Origin of the sequence: Sphingomonas rosea, assembly GCF_039538065.1 — a bacterium.
Lineage (GTDB): Bacteria > Pseudomonadota > Alphaproteobacteria > Sphingomonadales > Sphingomonadaceae > Sphingomicrobium > Sphingomicrobium rosea.
Genome location: NZ_BAABBR010000001.1, coordinates 2626315 through 2643969, shown reverse-complemented (window position 1 = coordinate 2643969; position 17655 = coordinate 2626315). Strand labels below are relative to the sequence as shown.

The 17655-nt window shown below is 67.9% G+C and carries 20 protein-coding genes; 15 read left to right on the top strand and 5 right to left on the bottom strand.

Features of this window, described 5'->3' with window-relative positions:
• The first annotated feature begins 18 nt into the window (after nt 1–18).
• The 8 genes from ABD693_RS13060 to ABD693_RS13025 all read left to right on the top strand — a co-directional run bounded on the left by ABD693_RS13060 (nt 19) and on the right by ABD693_RS13025 (nt 5047).
• Nucleotides 19–744 carry an SDR family oxidoreductase gene (locus ABD693_RS13060; RefSeq protein WP_344697513.1) on the top strand — a complete coding sequence of 242 codons (726 nt, stop codon included), beginning with the start codon at nt 19–21 and terminating at the stop codon, nt 742–744.
• Nucleotides 741–1169: a dihydroneopterin aldolase gene (locus tag ABD693_RS13055; RefSeq protein WP_344697512.1), complete on the top strand. Its 429-nt coding sequence runs from the start codon at nt 741–743 to the stop codon at nt 1167–1169. Before ABD693_RS13060 ends, ABD693_RS13055 begins: the two co-directional genes overlap by 4 nt.
• A 186-nt stretch (nt 1170–1355) precedes the next feature.
• Entirely contained in the window at nt 1356–2045 is a 690-nt protein-coding gene (locus tag ABD693_RS13050; RefSeq protein WP_344697511.1) for an energy transducer TonB, read from the top strand.
• A 67-nt stretch (nt 2046–2112) separates the two neighbouring features.
• On the top strand, nt 2113–2970 hold the full coding sequence (locus ABD693_RS13045) for a MotA/TolQ/ExbB proton channel family protein (protein ID WP_344697510.1): 858 nt from the start codon (nt 2113–2115) through the stop codon (nt 2968–2970).
• Nucleotides 2971–3053: 83 nt separating this feature from the next.
• Entirely contained in the window at nt 3054–3542 is a 489-nt protein-coding gene (locus ABD693_RS13040; RefSeq protein WP_344697509.1) for an ExbD/TolR family protein, read from the top strand.
• 23 nt (nt 3543–3565) lie between these two features.
• Nucleotides 3566–3991, top strand: a complete 426-nt coding sequence (locus tag ABD693_RS13035; protein WP_344697634.1) for an ExbD/TolR family protein — start codon at nt 3566–3568, stop codon at nt 3989–3991.
• Between the two features lie 106 nt (nt 3992–4097).
• Nucleotides 4098–4619, top strand: coding sequence for a superoxide dismutase family protein (locus ABD693_RS13030; protein WP_344697508.1), 522 nt, complete (start codon nt 4098–4100; stop codon nt 4617–4619).
• A 104-nt stretch (nt 4620–4723) separates the two neighbouring features.
• Nucleotides 4724–5047 (top strand): hypothetical protein, encoded by a 324-nt coding sequence (locus ABD693_RS13025; protein ID WP_344697507.1) that lies wholly within the window; start codon nt 4724–4726, stop codon nt 5045–5047.
• 71 nt (nt 5048–5118) lie between these two features.
• Here the strand turns inward: ABD693_RS13025 and ABD693_RS13020 are convergent, their stop codons facing one another.
• The 3 genes from ABD693_RS13020 to ABD693_RS13010 all read right to left on the bottom strand — a co-directional run bounded on the left by ABD693_RS13020 (nt 5119) and on the right by ABD693_RS13010 (nt 7242).
• The gene (locus ABD693_RS13020) at nt 5119–5598 is read right to left on the bottom strand and encodes an RNA pyrophosphohydrolase (protein ID WP_344697506.1); all 480 of its coding nucleotides are present in this window, start codon (nt 5596–5598) and stop codon (nt 5119–5121) included.
• Between the two features lie 56 nt (nt 5599–5654).
• On the bottom strand, nt 5655–6212 hold the full coding sequence (locus ABD693_RS13015) for a hypothetical protein (protein WP_344697505.1): 558 nt from the start codon (nt 6210–6212) through the stop codon (nt 5655–5657).
• Nucleotides 6213–6315: 103 nt separating this feature from the next.
• On the bottom strand, nt 6316–7242 hold the full coding sequence (locus tag ABD693_RS13010) for an alpha/beta hydrolase (protein WP_344697504.1): 927 nt from the start codon (nt 7240–7242) through the stop codon (nt 6316–6318).
• 78 nt (nt 7243–7320) lie between these two features.
• Here ABD693_RS13010 and ABD693_RS13005 point away from each other — a divergent pair, with 78 nt between their 5' ends.
• Genes ABD693_RS13005 through ABD693_RS12980 form a run of 6 tightly spaced genes read left to right on the top strand, consistent with a single transcriptional unit; the run spans nt 7321 to nt 14552 of the window.
• Entirely contained in the window at nt 7321–9306 is a 1986-nt protein-coding gene (locus tag ABD693_RS13005; RefSeq protein WP_344697503.1) for a 2-oxoacid:acceptor oxidoreductase subunit alpha, read from the top strand.
• A gap of 3 nt (nt 9307–9309) precedes the next feature.
• Nucleotides 9310–10329: a 2-oxoacid:ferredoxin oxidoreductase subunit beta gene (locus tag ABD693_RS13000; protein ID WP_344697502.1), complete on the top strand. Its 1020-nt coding sequence runs from the start codon at nt 9310–9312 to the stop codon at nt 10327–10329.
• Between the two features lie 13 nt (nt 10330–10342).
• A complete protein-coding gene (locus ABD693_RS12995; RefSeq protein ID WP_344697501.1) occupies nt 10343–11005 on the top strand; it encodes a polyamine aminopropyltransferase in 663 nt (220 codons plus the stop codon).
• Nucleotides 11006–11959, top strand: a complete 954-nt coding sequence (locus tag ABD693_RS12990) for a metal-dependent hydrolase (protein WP_344697500.1) — start codon at nt 11006–11008, stop codon at nt 11957–11959.
• Between the two features lie 42 nt (nt 11960–12001).
• Nucleotides 12002–13360: a cryptochrome/photolyase family protein gene (locus ABD693_RS12985; RefSeq protein ID WP_344697499.1), complete on the top strand. Its 1359-nt coding sequence runs from the start codon at nt 12002–12004 to the stop codon at nt 13358–13360.
• A 43-nt stretch (nt 13361–13403) separates the two neighbouring features.
• Complete coding sequence (locus ABD693_RS12980) at nt 13404–14552, top strand: serine hydrolase domain-containing protein (protein ID WP_344697498.1); 1149 nt, start codon at nt 13404–13406, stop codon at nt 14550–14552.
• Here the strand turns inward: ABD693_RS12980 and ABD693_RS12975 are convergent.
• Nucleotides 14549–15253, bottom strand: coding sequence for an SDR family NAD(P)-dependent oxidoreductase (locus ABD693_RS12975; protein ID WP_344697497.1), 705 nt, complete (start codon nt 15251–15253; stop codon nt 14549–14551). The two genes, ABD693_RS12980 and ABD693_RS12975, sit on opposite strands and share 4 nt — an antisense overlap.
• Nucleotides 15254–15355: 102 nt before the next feature.
• Here ABD693_RS12975 and ABD693_RS12970 point away from each other — a divergent pair, with 102 nt between their 5' ends.
• Nucleotides 15356–16936 carry a DNA recombination protein RmuC gene (locus tag ABD693_RS12970; RefSeq protein ID WP_344697496.1) on the top strand — a complete coding sequence of 527 codons (1581 nt, stop codon included), beginning with the start codon at nt 15356–15358 and terminating at the stop codon, nt 16934–16936.
• A 2-nt stretch (nt 16937–16938) separates the two neighbouring features.
• Here ABD693_RS12970 and ABD693_RS12965 read toward each other — a convergent pair whose 3' ends face one another.
• Entirely contained in the window at nt 16939–17640 is a 702-nt protein-coding gene (locus tag ABD693_RS12965) for an META domain-containing protein (RefSeq protein ID WP_344697494.1), read from the bottom strand.
• Nucleotides 17641–17655: the final 15 nt, after the last annotated feature.

Genomic DNA, 17655 nt, shown 5'->3' with positions numbered 1-17655 from the left:
CGCTAGACCCTCATGCCCATGAACAGGGTCGCAATCGTCACCGGAGCCGGCAAACGCGTCGGCCGGGTGCTGGCCGAAGGCCTCCTCCACGACGGCTGGCAGGTCGTCGCGCATGTCCGCGACAAGGCCGATGCGGTCCCGGAGAGGGCCATTCCCGTCGTCGCCGACCTTGCCGATCCCGTGGCCGCCGCCACCATCCTCGCCGCCTGCCCGCAGCCGCCCAGCCTCCTCGTCAACAATGCCGCGCGCTTTGCCGCCGACAGCTTCGCCGATTTCTCGGCCGAGGAGCTTGGCCGGCACATGGCGGTCAACGTCGCTGCGCCCGCCCTGCTCACCTCGGCCTTCGCCGCCGCCGGCGGGGCAGGGGACCGGCTGGTGGTCAACATCCTTGACGCCAAGCTCGTCGCGCCCAATCCCGATTATCTCAGCTACACGCTGTCCAAGGCCGCGCTCGCCGCGTTGACGACGCTCTCGGCACAAGCGCTGGCGGAGCAGGGGATTCGCGTGAACGGCATCGCGCCCGCGCTGATGCTGCTCTCGCCCGGCCAGACCGAGGCCAATTTCCAGGCCATGCACCGGTTCAATCCGCTGCGGCATGGGGTCGAGCCAGAGGACGTGCTGTGGACCCTGCGCTTTCTGGTGGACTCTCCGGCGATCACCGGCGAAACGCTCACGCTCGACGCCGGCCAGCGCTTCTGGCGCCTGCCGCGCGATGTGCAGTTTCTGCAAACGGACAGCGAATGAGCGACATTCTTCCCTTCACGCCACGTCTCGACGGGATGGTTCCGGCCAACCTTGCGGTCCGCTCGGCGCGAATCTTCCTCGATTCGCTAGAGGTCATGACCGACATCGGCTTTCACGATTTCGAGGTCGGAGCGCCCCAGCGGCTGCTGATCACGGTCGAAGTCTGGCTGTCGAACGTCGAAACCCCGGCCGACGATGCCGCCGCCAATGCCTGGAATTACGATCACCTGCGCCTCGAGATCGAGCGAATCGCCGCGTCGCGCCGGTTCAATCTGCAGGAAACCCTGGCGCGAGAAGTCTATGACTGGATTGCTTCGCGCGACGGAGTGAGTGCTTTGCGGGTGGCCACGAGCAAGCCTGATGTCTACCCGAATGCGCGAGCGGTCGGTGTTGAAATCGCCAGCTTTTCCGGAACGGCCCCGTAACGGGATCGTCAAGCAGTTGCAGTGACGGAACAATATGATTGCGCCGCCATTGAGGCCACATTAAGGAAACGCGCCGACCCGCCGATGATATGTTGATACGTCGTCGGCCAGCCAGCTTGAAACCGAGGCACCAGCCAGTGGTTTTGAATTGGTGGAACAGTCCACCCTGAGGAGATTTGCGGCAGGATGTCATACGCCACTCGCAGGAAGATGAGCGGGAACAGGACGGTCGCGATCGTCTTCGTAGCCTTGCTGCATGTACTGCTCGGATATGCGATCATCACGGGCCTGGCGTATAAAGTCGTCAAGAAGGCCACTGAGGATCTGAAGACCTTCGACGTGGAGGAGGAGCCACCGCCCCCGCCCGAGGAACCGCCACCCCCGCCGCCCGAAAAGCAGGTCGAAACGCCGCCGCCGCCGGTGGTGTCTCCGCCGCCGCTGGTGCGGACCAACACGCCGCCTCCGCCGGTCGCCACGGTCAACACGCCGCCGCCGTTCACTCCGGTGACGACGGTTGCGACCCCGGCTCCCCCGGCGCCGCCCGCGCCGCCGCCTCCGCCGCCCCCTGCGCCCGTCAAGGTGCAGCCGGCCAAGGCGCGCGCCAACCTCGCGTCCTACATTTCGGATGATGACTATCCGCAGGACGCGATCCGTAACGAGCAGCAGGGCACGACCCGGTTCCGCCTGGACATCGGTCCGGACGGTCGCGTGGCCAACTGCACGGTGACGGGTTCGTCGGGTTCGAGCTCGCTCGATGCCGCGACCTGTCGGATCCTGCGGAGCCGTGCGCGGTTCACGCCGGCCACCGACAGCAGCGGCAAGCCCACGGGCGATAGCGTGTCGCAGAGCATTCGCTGGGTCCTCCCGGCCGAGTAACAGCTGCACTGAACAAGCGAATTCAGATCTTCACTTAAGGAAGCGCACTATGACTTTGGTTTCTCTGATGGCTGCAGCCGCCGCCGCTCCGGCCGGGGATAACCCGTACGGTCTCGTCCAGGCCCTCGAAGAGGGTGGTGTCATCTCGATCACCGTGTTCTGCATTCTGGTGATCATGTCGGTCGGCACCTTCTACATCCTGTTCACCAAGTTCTTCGAGCAGCAGAAGATCATCAAGCAGGGCAACAGCGTCCGCGCGAGCTTCTGGAATTCGCCGAACCTGCGTGACGCCTCGGGCAAGCTCGACGCCAAGAGCGCCTACCGCGCGATCGTCGACGACGCGCTCGTCGCCCAGGACCAGCACGGCAAGCTGACCAACCCGATCGACCAGCACGACTGGATGGCCAACAGCCTACAGCGTTCGCAGGGCGGCATCGGCGCCCGTCTCGGTGAAGGCCTCGCCTTCCTCGCGACCGTCGGTTCGACCTCGCCGTTCATCGGTCTGTTCGGTACCGTCGTCGGCATCTACCGCGCGCTGATCAAGATCGGCTCGTCGGGCCAGGCCTCGATCTCGGCCGTCGCCGGCCCGGTCGGTGAGGCGCTCATCATGACCGCCCTCGGCCTCGTCGTCGCGGTTCCGGCCGTGCTCGCCTACAACTGGCTGATCCGCCGCAACAAGTCGATCATGGAAGACCTCGCGGCCTTCACCAACGACCTTCACGGCTACATCATGTCGGAAGGCAAGGTTAAGCCGCAGATGGTCACCGCCGCCGCCAACGCCGGTTCGTCGAAGGTGACTGCCAACGCCCAGACCCGCTCGGCCGCCGCGCCGACCCCGGCTGGCACCCAGCCGCTCACCACCGGCCAGACCTCGACGGGTCAGCAGGCGGGCGGCATCGGCACGACCACGACCGACCGCCGCTAAGCCATCGTTCAGGGGGCCGGGCGTCTGATGATGCCCGGCCCGTCCGAACCGATGAATCGAATTGAAGAGGGAAGACTGATCCCATGGCAATGAGTGTCGGCAAGGAAGACGGCGACGACGTCCCGATGTCGGACATCAACACCACGCCCCTCGTGGACGTGATGCTGGTGCTCCTGATCATCTTCCTCATCGCCGTCCCGGTGGTGGTGGAAAGCGTTCCGATCGCCCTCCCCAAGACTGCCTATGAAGTGCGCGAAACCAAGCCCGAGAACGTCGAACTGACCGTGCGCGGTGGTCCCGGCGGCTCGTGCGAAGTCTACAACGGCATGACCCCGATCGGGTCGGACGCCCTGCTCGACATGGCGGTGAAGAAGCTTGAGGATGCCGTGGCCAAGGCCGGCGGTGCCGAGAACCTCACCGACGAGACCATGCCGGAAGTGCACATCCGCGGCGACGTGAACACGCCGTACAAGTGCATCGGGGGCACGATTTACCAGATGCAGCGCGCCGGCTTCGCCCGCGTCGGCTTCGTTTCCGAGCCGCCGCCGGGTGCGACCGTCAGCCGTCTGTAAGAAAAGGAACACGCCTCATGGCGATGCAGACGACTTCGAATAACTCCGAAGGCGAGCCGATGATGGAGATCAACACGACTCCGTTGATCGACGTCATGCTGGTGCTGATCATCATGCTGATCATCACCATCCCGCCGCAGACTCACGCCGTGAAGCTCGACCTGCCGCAGGGCAATCCGCCCAACGAGCAGGTGATCGACCCGGTCAAGAACAAGATCGTCGTGACCCAGGCGGGCGCGATCCTGTGGAACGGCGCGCCCGTGAACCAGGTCCAGCTCCGCCAGTATCTCGACATCACGCAGCAGATGAACCCCGTTCCGGAGCTTCACCTGCAGCCGGAAGCCGATGCGGCCTACGACCTCGTCGACCAGGTGCTGGTCGTGACCAAGCAGGCGAATGTCTCGAAGATGGGCTTCGTCGGCAACGAGGCCTACGCCAAGTCCTTCTAAGACCAAGGTTCGGGAACCATCCCGAATGATCCTGGGCGGCTTTCCTTCACCGGAGAGCCGCCCTTTTTTCGTTGTCGGACGTTAGCGCCGCGAGGAGAATCAGATCATGACCATTCGCCAGTTCGTCTTTCCTGCCGCCGCCGCCAGCCTGCTCGCCGCCTGCGCCACCCCGATGGACGCCCCCTCCAACGCCATGGCCGTGCCGCTGATCGGCGCGAGCGGCCAGTCGGTCGGCACCGTTCGCATGTGGGAGACGCCAGGCGCGGTCAGCTTCCGGATCGAGGGCAATGGCATGAGCGTCGGCCGCCATGGCCTCCATGTCCACGCCGTTGGCCGCTGCGACGCGCCGGCCTTCACCACCGCGGGCGGACACTGGAACCCGGCGATGCGCAAGCACGGCACGATGAATCCCGCTGGCCCGCACGCGGGTGACCTTCCCAATGTCCCCGTCGCCGCCAACGGCACCTTGCGCGAGACGGTGGTCCTGACCGGCGCGACGCTCGCGCAGCTGCGCGACGCGGACGGCTCGGCGCTGGTCATCCATGCGGGCGAGGACGACAACATGACCGACCCCAGCGGCAATAGCGGCGACCGCGTCGCCTGCGCGGTCCTCAGCCCCGCCGGCTGATCGTTGCAGCTCCGGCCCCGCCGATAAGCCGTAGCGGCGATCGGCGGGTCGCTTCGTTGGATGGGTGGCGGCCGTTTCGTCGCCCAGTCACCCAGGAGCCGATCATGCCGCAGCGTTTTGTCGCCACCGAAAATGCCTTCGACAAGGGAATCGAGAACACCAGCCCCAAGCAGGGCGCCAAGCTTGCCGGTGAATGGGTCGAAGCCCTTCGCAAGGCCGATTTCACCGGCGCCAAGGGCCTCGCTTCGGAACTCGAGCGGCTCGAGAAACTGCTCAATGCCGACGAGCCCGACACGGGCAAGCTGCAGGATCTCCTGCAGAAGATCGGGGAGGCGACGGCCAAGGCCGCCGACCGCGCCGACGATCCCAAGGTTGCCGAGAAGGTCCGCAAACTTGCCGACGCGATGGGCGCCAAGCAGAGCGTCTGAAGTCTCGCTCTGAAGACGAAAGGGCTCGTGCCGCTGTGGCGCGAGCCCTTTTCGTTTGGCTTTCGACGATCTCAGGGAAGGCCGAGTTCGTCCCGGAAGTGCGCGAGCAGCTGGCGATAGAGGTCGCGCTTGAAGGGCACGATCATGTCAGGCAGCTCGCTCGCCTCAACCCACTTCCATGCGTCGAATTCGGGATGCTTGGTGGCGATGTCGACGTCGCTCTCGCGGCCGAGGAAGCGGCACAGGAACCAGTCCTGCTCCTGCCCCTTCCACTTGCCGCCCCACAATTTGGCGCGCAGCTCCTCGGGGAGGTCGTAGCGCAGCCGCTCGGGGGCGTCGGAAATGCGCTCGACGAGATGCGGGGGAATGCCCGTCTCCTCTTCGAGTTCGCGCAGCGCGGTTTCCCACGGCTCCTCGCCCGGATCGATCCCGCCCTGCGGCATCTGCCAGGCTTCGTCGGTCCGGTCGATCCGCCGCCCGACCCAGACCTCGCGATTGGCGTTGAGGAGCATGATGCCGACTCCGCGGCGATATTCCTGAGTCTTGGTCATGGTTGCGGGGAAAGGCCGAAGGCCGGCCCGGGGTCAAGTCCGGGCCGGCCCGAGGGTCAGTAGCTTGCGGTGCCGGTGGTCGCGTCGCCGGTCATGCGGGCGCGAGCGCTGCTGTGACCGCCGGCATTGGTGAGGATGTCTTCCGCCTGCAGGCGCGACAGGCCGCTGCGCTCGGTATCGACCGAGACGAACACGCCGCCGTTGCTCACCCGCTCGCCATAATAATCGGCATCCTCGCGGCTGACGCCGTGGCTGCTGAAGAGATCGCTGAGGCCGCCGGCGGCCGCACCGAGTGCGGTGCCGGTGAGGGCCGCACCGGGAATGGCGGCGGCTGCGATCGCACCAGCGGCGGCGAGCGGACCGACGCCCGGAATGGCGAGGGCGGCGACGCCGAGCAGCGCGCCGATACCCGAACCGGCGGCGGCCTTGGCGATGAAGCTGGTGGGCTCGTCGCCGTCGCGCACGGTCCCGTCGGTCGCACCGGCTTCTTCCGCGTCATGCTGGCCGACGATCGAGATGCTGTTGTGGTCCGCGCCCGCGCTCTGCAGCTGCTGGATCGCGCGTTCCGCTTCGCTGCGGCTGTCGAACACGGCCGATACGATGTTGGTCTGCATGGTAAAATCCTCCTGTACCCGGCGTACTTGCCGGGCAGAGGACCAGCGAAGGGGAGGGGCAGCGGTTCCTGTCGGTCCGGTTCGGTTCGTTCCGGCGATGCCCCTAGCGGGCGATGAGCAGCTTCAGGTGCATGACGCAGCGCTCGAGGTCGGTTTGCGCGCTCGGCAAGGCCTTGCGAAGATTGAGGAAGCCGTGGATCGTGCCGGCGCATTCGAGGTAAACCGTCTCGACCCCGGCGGCGGCGCAGGCGGCGGCATAGGCGCGGCCCTGGTCGCGGATCGGATCGAGCCCTGCGGTCACGACCAGCGTCGGCGGCAGGCCCGCCTGGTCCTTCGCCAGCGGGTCGTAGCGCCAGTCCTTCGAATCGGGCCGATAGCATAGGTCGAACCAGCCCATGCTCGCGCGGCTGAGGAGATAGCCTTCGCCAAAGGCATCGAGGCTCGGATAATGTTTCGTCGGATTGCCCGCCGGATACATCGGCCATTGCGCGAGCACCGGCACGGCGGCGGGCGCGTCGCGCAGGGCAAGCGCGGTCACGATGGTGAAATTGCCGCCCGCGCTGTCGCCCGCGAGGATCAGGCCCGTCACCCCAAGTCCGAGCTCGCCGGGCGATCCGGCGATCCAGCGCGCGGCGGCGATCGCGTCTTCGACTCCGGCGGGGAAGGGATGCTCGGGAGCCAGCGCATAGTCGACGCTCACCACCGGCAGGTCCATGAGCCGCGCGATCTCGGCGCAGAGCGGCTCGTGCGTGTCGAGGTCGCCGAGCACGAACCCGCCGCCATGATAGAAGACGAGGCACGGTCCCGGCGCGCGATCCTCCCGCGCATCGTAGAGCCGCATCGGGCAGGGGCCGCCCGCCACGTCGCGTTTCACCGCCAGAGGGCCCGTCTCGGCATCGAACAGGTGCCGGCTGGCATGAAGCATGCCGCGCGCCGCCTCGAGGCCGACATCGACCGCCCTTTTGGCGCCCGGCCGGTTGGCGACCTCGAGCAGCGCGGCGACGTCGGGGCGGACGAAAGGCGTGGTCATGCGATCGCCTTAACGTGGTGACGTTCGCACTTCCACGCGCTAAAGCGCGTCCAACCCCAAAGACCCGCAGGATTTGTCATGGCCACGGCCACCCATTTGCTCACCCCCGAAGAGGCGCACAGCGATGCGCCGCCCGAGAATGTCGTCGTCCGGTTCGCGGGCGATTCCGGCGATGGCATGCAGCTGACCGGCGGTCAGTTCACGCTCTCGACCGCGCTCGCCGGCAACGACCTCGCGACCTTCCCCGACTTCCCCGCCGAAATCCGCGCGCCGCAGGGGACGACCTTCGGCGTCTCGGCCTTCCAGATCAATTTCGGCTCGGCCTCGATCGAGACCGCAGGCGACCAGCCCGACGTGCTCGTGGCGATGAACCCGGCTGCCTTGAAGGTGAACGTGGCCGCGCTTCGCGACGGCGGCATGATCATCGCCGACGAGGGCGAGTTCTCGGCCCGCAACCTCGCCAAGGCCGGCTACGAGCAGAACCCGCTCGAGGATGGCAGCCTCGCGCGCTGGCAGCTCGTCAAGTTCAACATCAGCCAGCTCACCCTCGATGCCGTGAAGCCGTTCGGCCTCGGCAACAAGGAAGCGCTGCGCTGCAAGAACATGTGGACGCTCGGCCTCGCGCTATGGATGTTCGACCGTGACCGCGGCCCGATCGTCGACTGGCTTAAGACCAAGTTCGCCAAGGCGCCGGTGCTGGCCGAAGCCAATATCGCGGCGCTCAACGCCGGCCATGCCTATGGTGACACGATCGAGATGGGCGCGGCCTTCCGCCCGCATCACATCGAAGCCGCCCCGGCCGAGCCGGGCCTCTACCGCACCGTCACCGGCGCCGAGGCGCTCGGCCTCGGGCTGGTTGCGGGCGCCCAGCTCGCCGACCTGCCGATGTTCTTCGGCGGCTATCCCATCACGCCGGCGTCGGCGCTGCTGCACCACCTGTCGCGCCTCAAGGAATATGGGATCACCACCTTCCAGGCCGAGGACGAAATCGCCGCCATCTGCGCCGCGATCGGCGCCAGCTATGCCGGCAGCCTCGGCGTGACCTCGTCGTCGGGCCCCGGCATCGCGCTCAAGACCGAGGCGATGGGCCTGGCGATCATGACCGAGCTTCCGCTCGTCATCGTCAACTCGCAGCGCGGCGGCCCCTCGACCGGTCTTCCGACCAAGACCGAGCAGAGCGATCTCTATCAGGCGGTCTACGGCCGCAACGGCGACGCGCCCATGCCGGTGATCGCCGCCCGATCGCCCGCCGACGCCTTCGACTGCGCGATCGAAGCCTGCCGTATCGCGGTCCACTACATGACGCCCGTCATGCTGCTGACCGACGGCTACATCGCCAATGCCGCCGAGCCGTGGAAGGTGCCCGACATGAGCGGCTATGCGCCCTTCCCGAAGGCGCATGCGACGACCGAGGGCGCGCCGCGCGACGAGAGCGGCAAGTTGCTTCCCTTCGCCCGTGACGAGCGGCTCGCCCGGCCGTGGATCAAGCCCGGCACCCCCGGCCTCCTCCACCGCATCGGCGGGATCGAGAAGCGCCCCGGCACCGGCGACATCGACTATTCGCCCCAGGCCCATGCCGAGATGACCAAGGTCCGGCACGACAAGGTGCTGGGCGTCGCCGACGACATCCCCGACCAGGACGTCTGCCTCGGCCGCGCGGGCGCCCGGCTCGCGGTGGTCGGCTGGGGTTCGACCTTCGGCCCAATCCACCAGGCCGTGAAGCGCCTTCTCGACAAGGGCGAGGACGTCGCCCACGTCCACGTCCGCCACATCTGGCCGCTGCCGAAGAACCTCGGCGAGCTTCTCCGCAGCTTCGATGCCGTCATCGTGCCCGAGATGAATTCGGGCCAGTTCAAGACGGTGCTTCGCGACCAGTATCTCGTCGACGCCAAGAGCGTCACCAAGATCAGCGGCCAGCCCTTCAAGATCGCCGAGATCGAGGCCGCCGCCCGCGAGGCGCTCGCCGGCTGTCCGCCGCGCGACCTCGGACCCGACACAACCCAATTGCCCGAGCCTGGGAGCGGCCACGACGCCGGCCACCCCCACGCCGCACAGGTGCGCTGACCCATGAACGACCTCACCACCATCGAGAAGACCACCGCCAAGGACTGGGCGAGCGACCAGGAAGTGCGCTGGTGCCCGGGCTGCGGCGACTATGCGGTGCTCAAGGCCGTCCAGCGGACCATGCCCGACCTCGGGGTCGCGCGGGAGAAGACCGTGTTCGTGAGCGGCATCGGCTGCTCGAGCCGCTTTCCCTATTACATGGAGACCTACGGCTTCCACACCATCCACGGCCGCGCGCCGGCGGTGGCAACGGGGGTCAAGCTCGCCAATCCCGACCTTGACGTGTGGATCATCACCGGTGACGGCGACGCCTTGAGCATCGGCGGCAACCACACGATGCACCTGCTGCGCCGCAACCTCGACTGCCAGCTGCTGCTCTTCAACAACGAAATCTACGGCCTGACCAAGGGGCAGTATTCGCCGACCAGCCGGATCGGCACCCGCTCGCCCTCGACCCCGTTCGGCTCGGTCGACCGGCCGGCACGGCCCTGCGCCTTCGCGCTCGGTGCCGGCGCCCGCTTCGTCGCGCGCGGGATCGACGTCCACAAGAGCCTCCCCGATGTCCTCAAGGCGGCGCACGCGCACAAGGGCACCGCGTTCGTCGAGATCTTCCAGAATTGCGTCGTATACAACGACGACGTCTTTGCGCCCTTCACCGCGCGCGATGTCGCCGCCGAGATGCAGCTCTGGCTCAAGCACGGCGAGAAGATGCTCTTTGCCAATGGCACCAAGGGCATCGCGCTCGACATCGACACCCTCACCCTCAAGGTCGTCGACGGCGACGATCCTGCCGTCATCGTCCACAACGTCCGCAATCGCAGCGTCGCCCACATGCTGGTCGAGATGCCGATGGTCGGGTTCCCGGTCGCTTTGGGCGTCCTCTACGACGACCCCGCCTCGACCTTCGAGGCCGCCGTCCACGAGCAGAACGAGGCCGCGGCCAAGGGCAAGAAGCCCGACCTCCAGTCGCTCGTCGCCAAGGGGCAGAGCTGGATGGTCGAGAAGGAGCCGCGGGCGGAATAGGCGGGGACCCGCCATGATCCCCCGCACTCTCCTCGCCACCGCGCGCATTCCCGGCGGACCCGAGATGCGGCTCTATTCGCGCGGCGTCGACCACATGATCCTCGTCGAGCGCGAGGAGCTGATGAGCACGCGGATGAGCGGCTCGGAGGAAGCGCTCGCGACCCTCACCGCCGAGCGGTTGCAGGGCCGCAAGGCCCAGCGCTGGCTGATCGGCGGCTACGGCATGGGCTTTACCTTGCGCGCGGCGCTGGCGGTGCTCCCGAAGGATGCCGAGATCACCATCGCCGAACTGGTGCCCGAGATCATCGACTGGGCCAAGGGACCGATGGCCGCGCTTACCGGGACCTGCCTCGAGGACAAGCGCGTGACGATCGCGATCGGCGATGTCGCGCACCAGATCTCGCGCGGCGGCTGGGACGCGATCCTCCTCGACGTCGACAACGGCCCCGACGCCCTCGTCCGCGCCGCCAATGACGGACTCTACGGAGCAGGGGGCCTTGCCGCGGCGAGACAAGCGCTCAACACCGGCGGCCTTCTCGCCATCTGGTCGGCCGGGCCCGACCCGCGCTTCGCCAGGACGCTCCAGGCGGCGCGCTTCAAGGTCGAGGAAATCGCGGTCCGCGCCCGGCAGAACGGCAAGGGCCCGCGCCACGTCATCTGGTTCGCCCGCGCCTAGATGGACAATATCACCCACAGCCTGGCCGGCGCGCTGCTCGGCCAGATGGGCCTCAAGAAATCGAGCCGGTTCGGCCTCCTTGGCTGCATCCTCGGCGCCAATGCGCCCGACATTGACGTGTTCGCGCCTTTGTTCCTGCCGGTCGACAACATCGCCTTCCACCGCGGGCCGACGCATGCCTTGCTGTTCATTCCGCTCATGTCCGGCGCGACCGTCGGGCTACTGTGGCTGCTCGACCGGTTCTGGCGCAGGCCCGGGGCCGAGCCGTTCCGCGCCTGGCCCCTATTCCTCGCGGTGCTGCTCGCGACCTTCAGCCACCCGTTCCTCGACTGGCTGACGACCTATGCGGTGAACCTCTACCTGCCGTTCGACCGCGGCTGGTATTCGGGCAATGCGATCTTCATCATCGACCTCGTCTACTGGGTGCTGCTGGTCGCGGGCGTCACCTGGTCGTCGCGCCGCTGGCGGAAGGGGCAGGCCCATCCCGGTCGGCCGGCGATCGTCGCGGGGCTGCTGATGCTCGGCTATATCGCCGGCAACCTCGTCTGGAGCATGCGTGCCGAACGCCTGACCCGCGACGCCTTGATCGCGCAGGGCATCACGCCGACCCTCGTCGTCGCCAGCCCGCCCCCGATCGCGTTCTGGGAGCGGACCATGGCGTGGCGCAGCGCAACCGAATGGGGCGGGGGACGCTTCGGTCCCTCGGGCCTCGCGCTCGATCCCGCGCGCGCCCCGCTCGGCCTCGACAATTCCGTCTTCCTCGGGGCGAAAGCGGCGCGGCGAGGCGTCCGCTCGTTCCTCTACTGGTCGCGCATGCCGATCGTCGTGCGCCGCCCGAACGGACTCTTCCTCACCGACCAGCGTTACTATCGCGCGTTCGAGGACGACCGCGTCCCCGCCGCCATTCGCTCGCGCGCGCCGACGAGCTTCATGGTCCCGCTCGATACCCCCTGAAGGGCATAGTGACCTCGGGCCCCGTCCCGCGTTCAAGCGGGCATGGCTTCCCCGCAACTCGTCTGGTTCCGCCAAGACCTCCGCACCGCTGACCACCCCGCGCTCACCGCCGCCGCAGCCTGTGGGCCCGTCGTCGGCCTCTACGTCCTCGATGACGAAACCCCTGGCGAGTGGAAGCTCGGCGGCGCCTCGCGCTGGTGGCTCCACCACAGCCTCGCCGCGCTATCCGCCGAGCTGGAAGCCCTGGGCTCGGTCCTGATCCTTCGCCGTGGCCGCGCCTCGCGCGTCGTCCCCGAGGTCGCCAAGGAGATGGGCGCCGGCGGCATCCATGCGAACCGCCACTACGAGCCATGGTGGCGCGAAGCGGAATGCGAAAAGGGTGATTTCGCCATTCTCCACGAGGGCGACGTCCTTCACGAACCCGACGACATCCGCTCGGGCAGCGGCAAGCCGTTCAAGATTTACGGCCCCTTTTACCGCGCGCTTCACCCGCATTTCCCGCCCGCCGCGCCGCTTCCCGCACCGAAGCTCGAGAAGCCCGCCAAGCTGCCGAAGAGCGACAGGCTGGCCGACTGGGACCTGCTCCCGAGCAAGCCCGACTGGTCGGGGGGCTTTTCCGACTGGCAGCCCGGGACGAAGGGGGCGCACAAGCAACTCGACCGCTTCGTCGTCCACGCGGGCGACTATGGCGCCAAGCGCGACCTTCCCGCGATCGACGCCACCAGCCGCCTGTCGCCGCATCTCCACCACGGCGAAGTCACCCCGCGCCAGGTGTGGCACGCGCTCGGCCGCAAGGGCGGCGACAAATTCCACCGCGAGCTCGCCTGGCGCGACTTCAGCCGCTCGATGACGCTCGCCGATCCCGATATCGGTTCCAAGTCGCAGCGACCGCTTGGGCTGAAGACCCGCCACGGCAAGGCCGCCGACGCCGACTTCATCGCCTGGACGAAGGGGCAGACCGGCTATCCGCTGGTCGACGCGGGGATGCGCCAGCTGTGGCAGAGCGGCTGGATGCACAACCGCGCGCGGCTCGTGACCTCGAGCTTCCTTGTCAAGCACCTGCTGATCGACTGGTGGCGCGGGGCGCAATGGTTCTGGGACTGCCTGGTCGATGCCGATTACGCCAACAACAGCCAGAACTGGCAGTGGATCGCGGGCACCGGATTCGACAGCCAGCCCTTCTACCGGATCATGGCCCCGCTGGCGCAGAGCGAGAAATTCGATGCCGCCGACTACATCCGCCAGTGGGTGCCGGAGCTCGCGCATCTGTCCGACGCCGACATCCACGATCCCTGGGGCCGCGGCGTCGCGCCCAAGGGCTATGCGCAGCCGCTGATCGGCCATAAGGAGGCGCGCGAGCGGGCGCTGCAGGCGTTCAAGGAGCGCTCGACCGCCGCCTGATCACACCCTCGACGGTCGGGAGGCCAGGCGGCTAGGGTAGGGAATGCCCTTCACGCTTCTCGCCGCCGCCGCGCTCCTCGTCGCCGCGCCCGCTCCCGCCCAGACCCCGGTCGATCCCGCCACCGCCGAGCGCCTGCGCGCCGCCGGCGCCGAGGTGTTGTTCTGGAACCAGGCCCAGCGCGACCGCAATTTCCGCGCGATGGAGCAGGTTTTCCCGACCGCCACGGTCGAGGCCGGAAGCAAGGTCCGCCTCCTTCCCAAGGGCAAGCCGCTTCCGCTGCCCGCCGCCGACGTCACCCGCTTCATGGCCACCACCAACGCCGCCGGGCTCCTCGTCCTGCAGGACGGCAAGGTCCGGCTCGAACGCTATGCGCGGGGCTTCGGCCCGACCGGCCGCTGGACCAGCTTCTCGGTGGCAAAGTCGCTTACCTCGACCCTTTTCGGAGCGGCGATCGCCGACGGCAAGCTCGCGCTCACTGATCCCGTCACCCGCTTCGTCCCCGAGCTCAAGGGCAGCGCCTATGACGGCGTGACGGTTCAGCAGCTCCTCACCATGTCCTCGGGCGCGAAATGGAATGAAGACTACACCGACCCCAAGAGCGACGTCGCCCGCATGTTCTCGCTCCGCACCCCGCTGGGCGAGGACGTGATCGCCGATTACATGAAGCGCCTGCCGCGCGCCGCCGCGCCGGGTTCGACCTTCCACTACAACACGGGCGAGACCAACCTCGCCGGGACGGTCCTCGCCCGCGCGGTGGGCGAGCCGATCAACCGCTACGCCAGCCGCCGCATCTGGCAGCGCTTCGGCATGGAGGCCGACGCCGCCTGGCAGGTCGACGCGCATGGCGCGCCCATCGCCGGCTGCTGCATTGCGATGCGCCTCAAGGATTATGGCCGACTCGGCCAGCTGATGCTCGAGGACGGTCACGGCCTGCTCGCGCCCGGCTGGGTCCGCGACGCAACCGCCATCCACCAGCGCTTCGAGCGGCCGGGCAGCGGCTACGGCTATTTCTGGTGGATCGAACCCAATGGCTATCGCGCGAGCGGCATCTTCGGCCAGTCGATCTGGGTTCGCCCCAAGGACCGGCTGGTGATCGTCGCGCTGAGCGCCTGGCCGAGCGCGCTCAGCGACAAGCTCGGGTCACAGCGCGCGGCCTTCTTCGACCAGATCGCCGCTGCCGCGCGGCGTTAGTCGACGCGGACCTTCGCGCCGCTCTCGCGCTCTTCGCCGAGAAGGTGGACCAGCCGCTCCGCGACCACCTCGGGCGGCTTCACCGTCGCTTCGTCTTCGCCCGGGAAGGCGAGCGCGCGCATCCGCGTGCGGGTCGCGCCGGGGTCGAGGATCGTGACCCGCAGCTTGCCCGTATAGGCCGTCTCGTCGGCATAAGCGGCGAGCAGGGTCTCGAGCGCCGCCTTGCTCGACCCATAGGCGCCCCAGAAGGCGCGCGGCGAGGCGCCGACGCTGCTGGTCAACGCAACCAGCTCGGCCTTGTCCGCCGCCTTGAGCATCGGGTCGAAGGCCGCGACCAGCGCCTGGTTGGCGAGCAGGTTCAGGTTGATCAGGCGGGTGTATTCCTTGACGTCGATATGCTCGACCGGGGTCAGCGTGCCGAGCATCGCGGCGTTGAGCACGAGCAGGTCGAGCTTCTGCCAGCGCCCCGAAATCGCGGTCGCCAGCTTGCCGATGTCCTCCGCCTTGCCGAGGTCGAGTGGGGCGATGGTGGCCGATCCGCCCGCCGCGTGGATCCGTTCCTCGACCTGCTCCAGCCCCGCGGCCGAGCGCGCGACGAGGATGACGTGCGCACCTTCCCTGGCCAGCGCTTCGGCGATGGCGGCGCCGATCCCGCGGCTGGCTCCGGTGACGAGGGCGAGGCGATCCTGCAACATGCTCATGGCCGCGCGCCCTAGCGGGGAAGGAGCGGGCGGCCAAGTCGTTGTGTCGGACGCCCGAACAGGCTAGTTCTTGCTCTGTTCTGTTTAAGGTCGGGGGCGGTTGTGGACGCGTGGATGGTGGCAGTGCTGGTCGGGATCATCGCCGTGGCGGGCGTGCTGCTCGGCTGGTTCCTCGGCAGCCGGCCCGGCGCCGCCCACGCCGCCGAAGCCGCGCAATTGCGCGAACAGGTGGCAACGCTCGGCCGTGACCAGGCGGTGGCGGCCGAACAGCTTCGCCGCGCCGTCCAGACCGAGGAATCGCTCAAGTCGGTGACCGAGGAGCGCGATTCGCTGGCGGGCGAACTGGCCGCCTCCCGAGTCGTCTCCCAGCGCTATGCCGAGCTCGAGGAGCGGCACCGCGCCCTTCAGGACGATGCGGGGAATCTTCGCGGCGACATCGCCAGTGCCGCCGAGCGACTCCAGCGTCTCGCCGAGGTGGAGCGCCTGCTCGAGCAGCGCACCGCCGAGCGCGACGAGGCGCTGCGCCTCAAGGCCGGGCTCGAGACCGAAGTGAAGAGCTTCGAGGAGCGCCTCTCCGACCTGCGCAAGTCGCGCGACGAGCTGGTGGTCCAGTTCCGCGAGGTCGGCGACAAGCTGCTCGAGAAAGCGCAGACCGACTTCCTCGCCAAGGCCGACGAGCGGCTGAGCAAGGCCGACCTCGAAAGCCAGGCCAAGCTCCAGACCCTGCTTCAGCCGGTCTCCGACACGCTCAAGCGCTACGAGGAGGGCCTCCAGCGCGTCGAGGCCGAGCGCAAGGACAGCTATGGCGAATTGCGCGGCGTGCTCGGCGAATTGCGCAAGGACAATGGGCAGGTCCGCGACGAGACCCGCAATCTCGTCAACGCGCTGCGATCAAGCCCCAAGGCGCGCGGCCGGTGGGGCGAGCAGAGCCTGCGCAACGTGCTGGTCCAGGCCGGCCTCACCGAAGGCATCGACTTCGAGATGGAAGTCAGCCTCGAGACCGCCGACGGGCGCCTCCGCCCCGACGTCGTGGTCAACCTCCCCAGCAACCGCAAGCTGGTGATCGACGCGAAATGCTCGCTGAACGCCTTCCTCGACGCCTGCGACGAGGTCGACGAGGAGCGCAAGCAGGCCTGCTTCAAGCTCCACGTCGCCTCGATGCGCAACCATGCGCAGGCCCTGGGCTCGAAGGACTATTGGGCGCAGTTCGGCGAGGCGGCCGACTATGTCATCATGTATATTCCGGGCGAGCATTTCCTCACCGCCGCGCTCGAGCAGGACCCGCAATTGTGGGACTGGGCGTTCGAGCGGCGCGTGCTGCTCGCCACCCCGACCAACCTCGTCGCGATCGCGCGCACCGTCGCCAGTGTCTGGCGTCAGGAGAAGATCACCGAGCAGGCCGAGGTGATCGCCGCGCTCGGAAAGGAACTTCACTCGCGCATCGCGACCATGGCCGAGCATGTGGTCCGCATGGGCCGCAACCTCGCGACCGCCAACGACGCCTACAACAAGATGGTCGGAAGCCTCGAAACGCAGGTCTTCACGCAGGCCAAGCGCTTCGAGACGCTCGGTGCGGGTAGCAGCAAGGAGGTCGCCTCACCGCCGATGATCGAGACCGCGCCGCGTCCGCTGACCAAGCTCGCCGCGCCGGCGGCGAACGAGGACGTCGCCGCCGCCCAATAAGCTTATCGCGACAGGCGGATTTCGCCGGCCTCGTTCGACAGGATGAGGTCGCCACGCTCCGTCCAGGCCATGCGCATCGGCTGCATCAGGATCCGGCCGGCTTCCGTCTCGGCGCGCATGTCGGCGCAGGCCATCCGGGTCGCAACCACCGGGCCCGCGACGAGCGTCTGGCGCTCGATCCGGTAGGGGCCGCTCATCCGGTTGCAGCCGAATTGCCCGCTCAGCCGACCGCCGGCGAGCGACAGCTTGTAAGTGTCGCCCGAGACGAGCTGCTTGCCGACCGCGAGCACGTTCCAGTCGCCTTCGACCGATCCGACCGCACCCATTTCCACGCCTCCGCCGCAGCCCTCGTAGCGTCGGCCGTCGACCGACACCTGCACCTTGTCGGGATAGGTCCGGTCGCTCATCCCGTCGCTGCAGCGCTGGCCGTGGATGATGTTGAGGTTGATCCGGCGACCCTGATAGATGTCGCCCGCAAAACCGTGGATCGCGCGCGGCTGGGCTTCCGCGACGCGCTGGCCGTCGACATCTGTGAACACCATCTGCCGCCCGTCGAGCGTCAGCCCCCAGAAGGGCTCGGTCCCGCTCGCGCGATAGGTCGCGGCCATTTCACCGCCCATCGGAGGCGGGGCGGCAGGGGGCATCATCGTCTCGCAGGCGGAGAGGGAGACGGCGGCGACGGCGAGGAGAGCGAATCGTTTCATGGGCGCAGACTAGCG

Coding starts and splice junctions, on each gene's coding strand:
- ABD693_RS13055 (WP_344697512.1), top strand. CDS start 741: ATGAGCGACATTCTTCCCTTCACGCCACGTCTCGACGGGATGGTTCCG.
- ABD693_RS13035 (WP_344697634.1), top strand. CDS start 3,566: ATGCAGACGACTTCGAATAACTCCGAAGGCGAGCCGATGATGGAGATC.
- ABD693_RS12990 (WP_344697500.1), top strand. CDS start 11,006: ATGGACAATATCACCCACAGCCTGGCCGGCGCGCTGCTCGGCCAGATG.
- ABD693_RS12965 (WP_344697494.1), bottom strand. CDS start 17,640: ATGAAACGATTCGCTCTCCTCGCCGTCGCCGCCGTCTCCCTCTCCGCC.
- ABD693_RS13060 (WP_344697513.1), top strand. CDS start 19: ATGAACAGGGTCGCAATCGTCACCGGAGCCGGCAAACGCGTCGGCCGG.
- ABD693_RS13025 (WP_344697507.1), top strand. CDS start 4,724: ATGCCGCAGCGTTTTGTCGCCACCGAAAATGCCTTCGACAAGGGAATC.
- ABD693_RS13040 (WP_344697509.1), top strand. CDS start 3,054: ATGGCAATGAGTGTCGGCAAGGAAGACGGCGACGACGTCCCGATGTCG.
- ABD693_RS13005 (WP_344697503.1), top strand. CDS start 7,321: ATGGCCACGGCCACCCATTTGCTCACCCCCGAAGAGGCGCACAGCGAT.
- ABD693_RS12985 (WP_344697499.1), top strand. CDS start 12,002: ATGGCTTCCCCGCAACTCGTCTGGTTCCGCCAAGACCTCCGCACCGCT.
- ABD693_RS13045 (WP_344697510.1), top strand. CDS start 2,113: ATGGCTGCAGCCGCCGCCGCTCCGGCCGGGGATAACCCGTACGGTCTC.
- ABD693_RS12995 (WP_344697501.1), top strand. CDS start 10,343: ATGATCCCCCGCACTCTCCTCGCCACCGCGCGCATTCCCGGCGGACCC.
- ABD693_RS13050 (WP_344697511.1), top strand. CDS start 1,356: ATGTCATACGCCACTCGCAGGAAGATGAGCGGGAACAGGACGGTCGCG.
- ABD693_RS13015 (WP_344697505.1), bottom strand. CDS start 6,212: ATGCAGACCAACATCGTATCGGCCGTGTTCGACAGCCGCAGCGAAGCG.
- ABD693_RS12980 (WP_344697498.1), top strand. CDS start 13,404: ATGCCCTTCACGCTTCTCGCCGCCGCCGCGCTCCTCGTCGCCGCGCCC.
- ABD693_RS13010 (WP_344697504.1), bottom strand. CDS start 7,242: ATGACCACGCCTTTCGTCCGCCCCGACGTCGCCGCGCTGCTCGAGGTC.
- ABD693_RS13020 (WP_344697506.1), bottom strand. CDS start 5,598: ATGACCAAGACTCAGGAATATCGCCGCGGAGTCGGCATCATGCTCCTC.
- ABD693_RS13030 (WP_344697508.1), top strand. CDS start 4,098: ATGACCATTCGCCAGTTCGTCTTTCCTGCCGCCGCCGCCAGCCTGCTC.
- ABD693_RS13000 (WP_344697502.1), top strand. CDS start 9,310: ATGAACGACCTCACCACCATCGAGAAGACCACCGCCAAGGACTGGGCG.
- ABD693_RS12975 (WP_344697497.1), bottom strand. CDS start 15,253: ATGAGCATGTTGCAGGATCGCCTCGCCCTCGTCACCGGAGCCAGCCGC.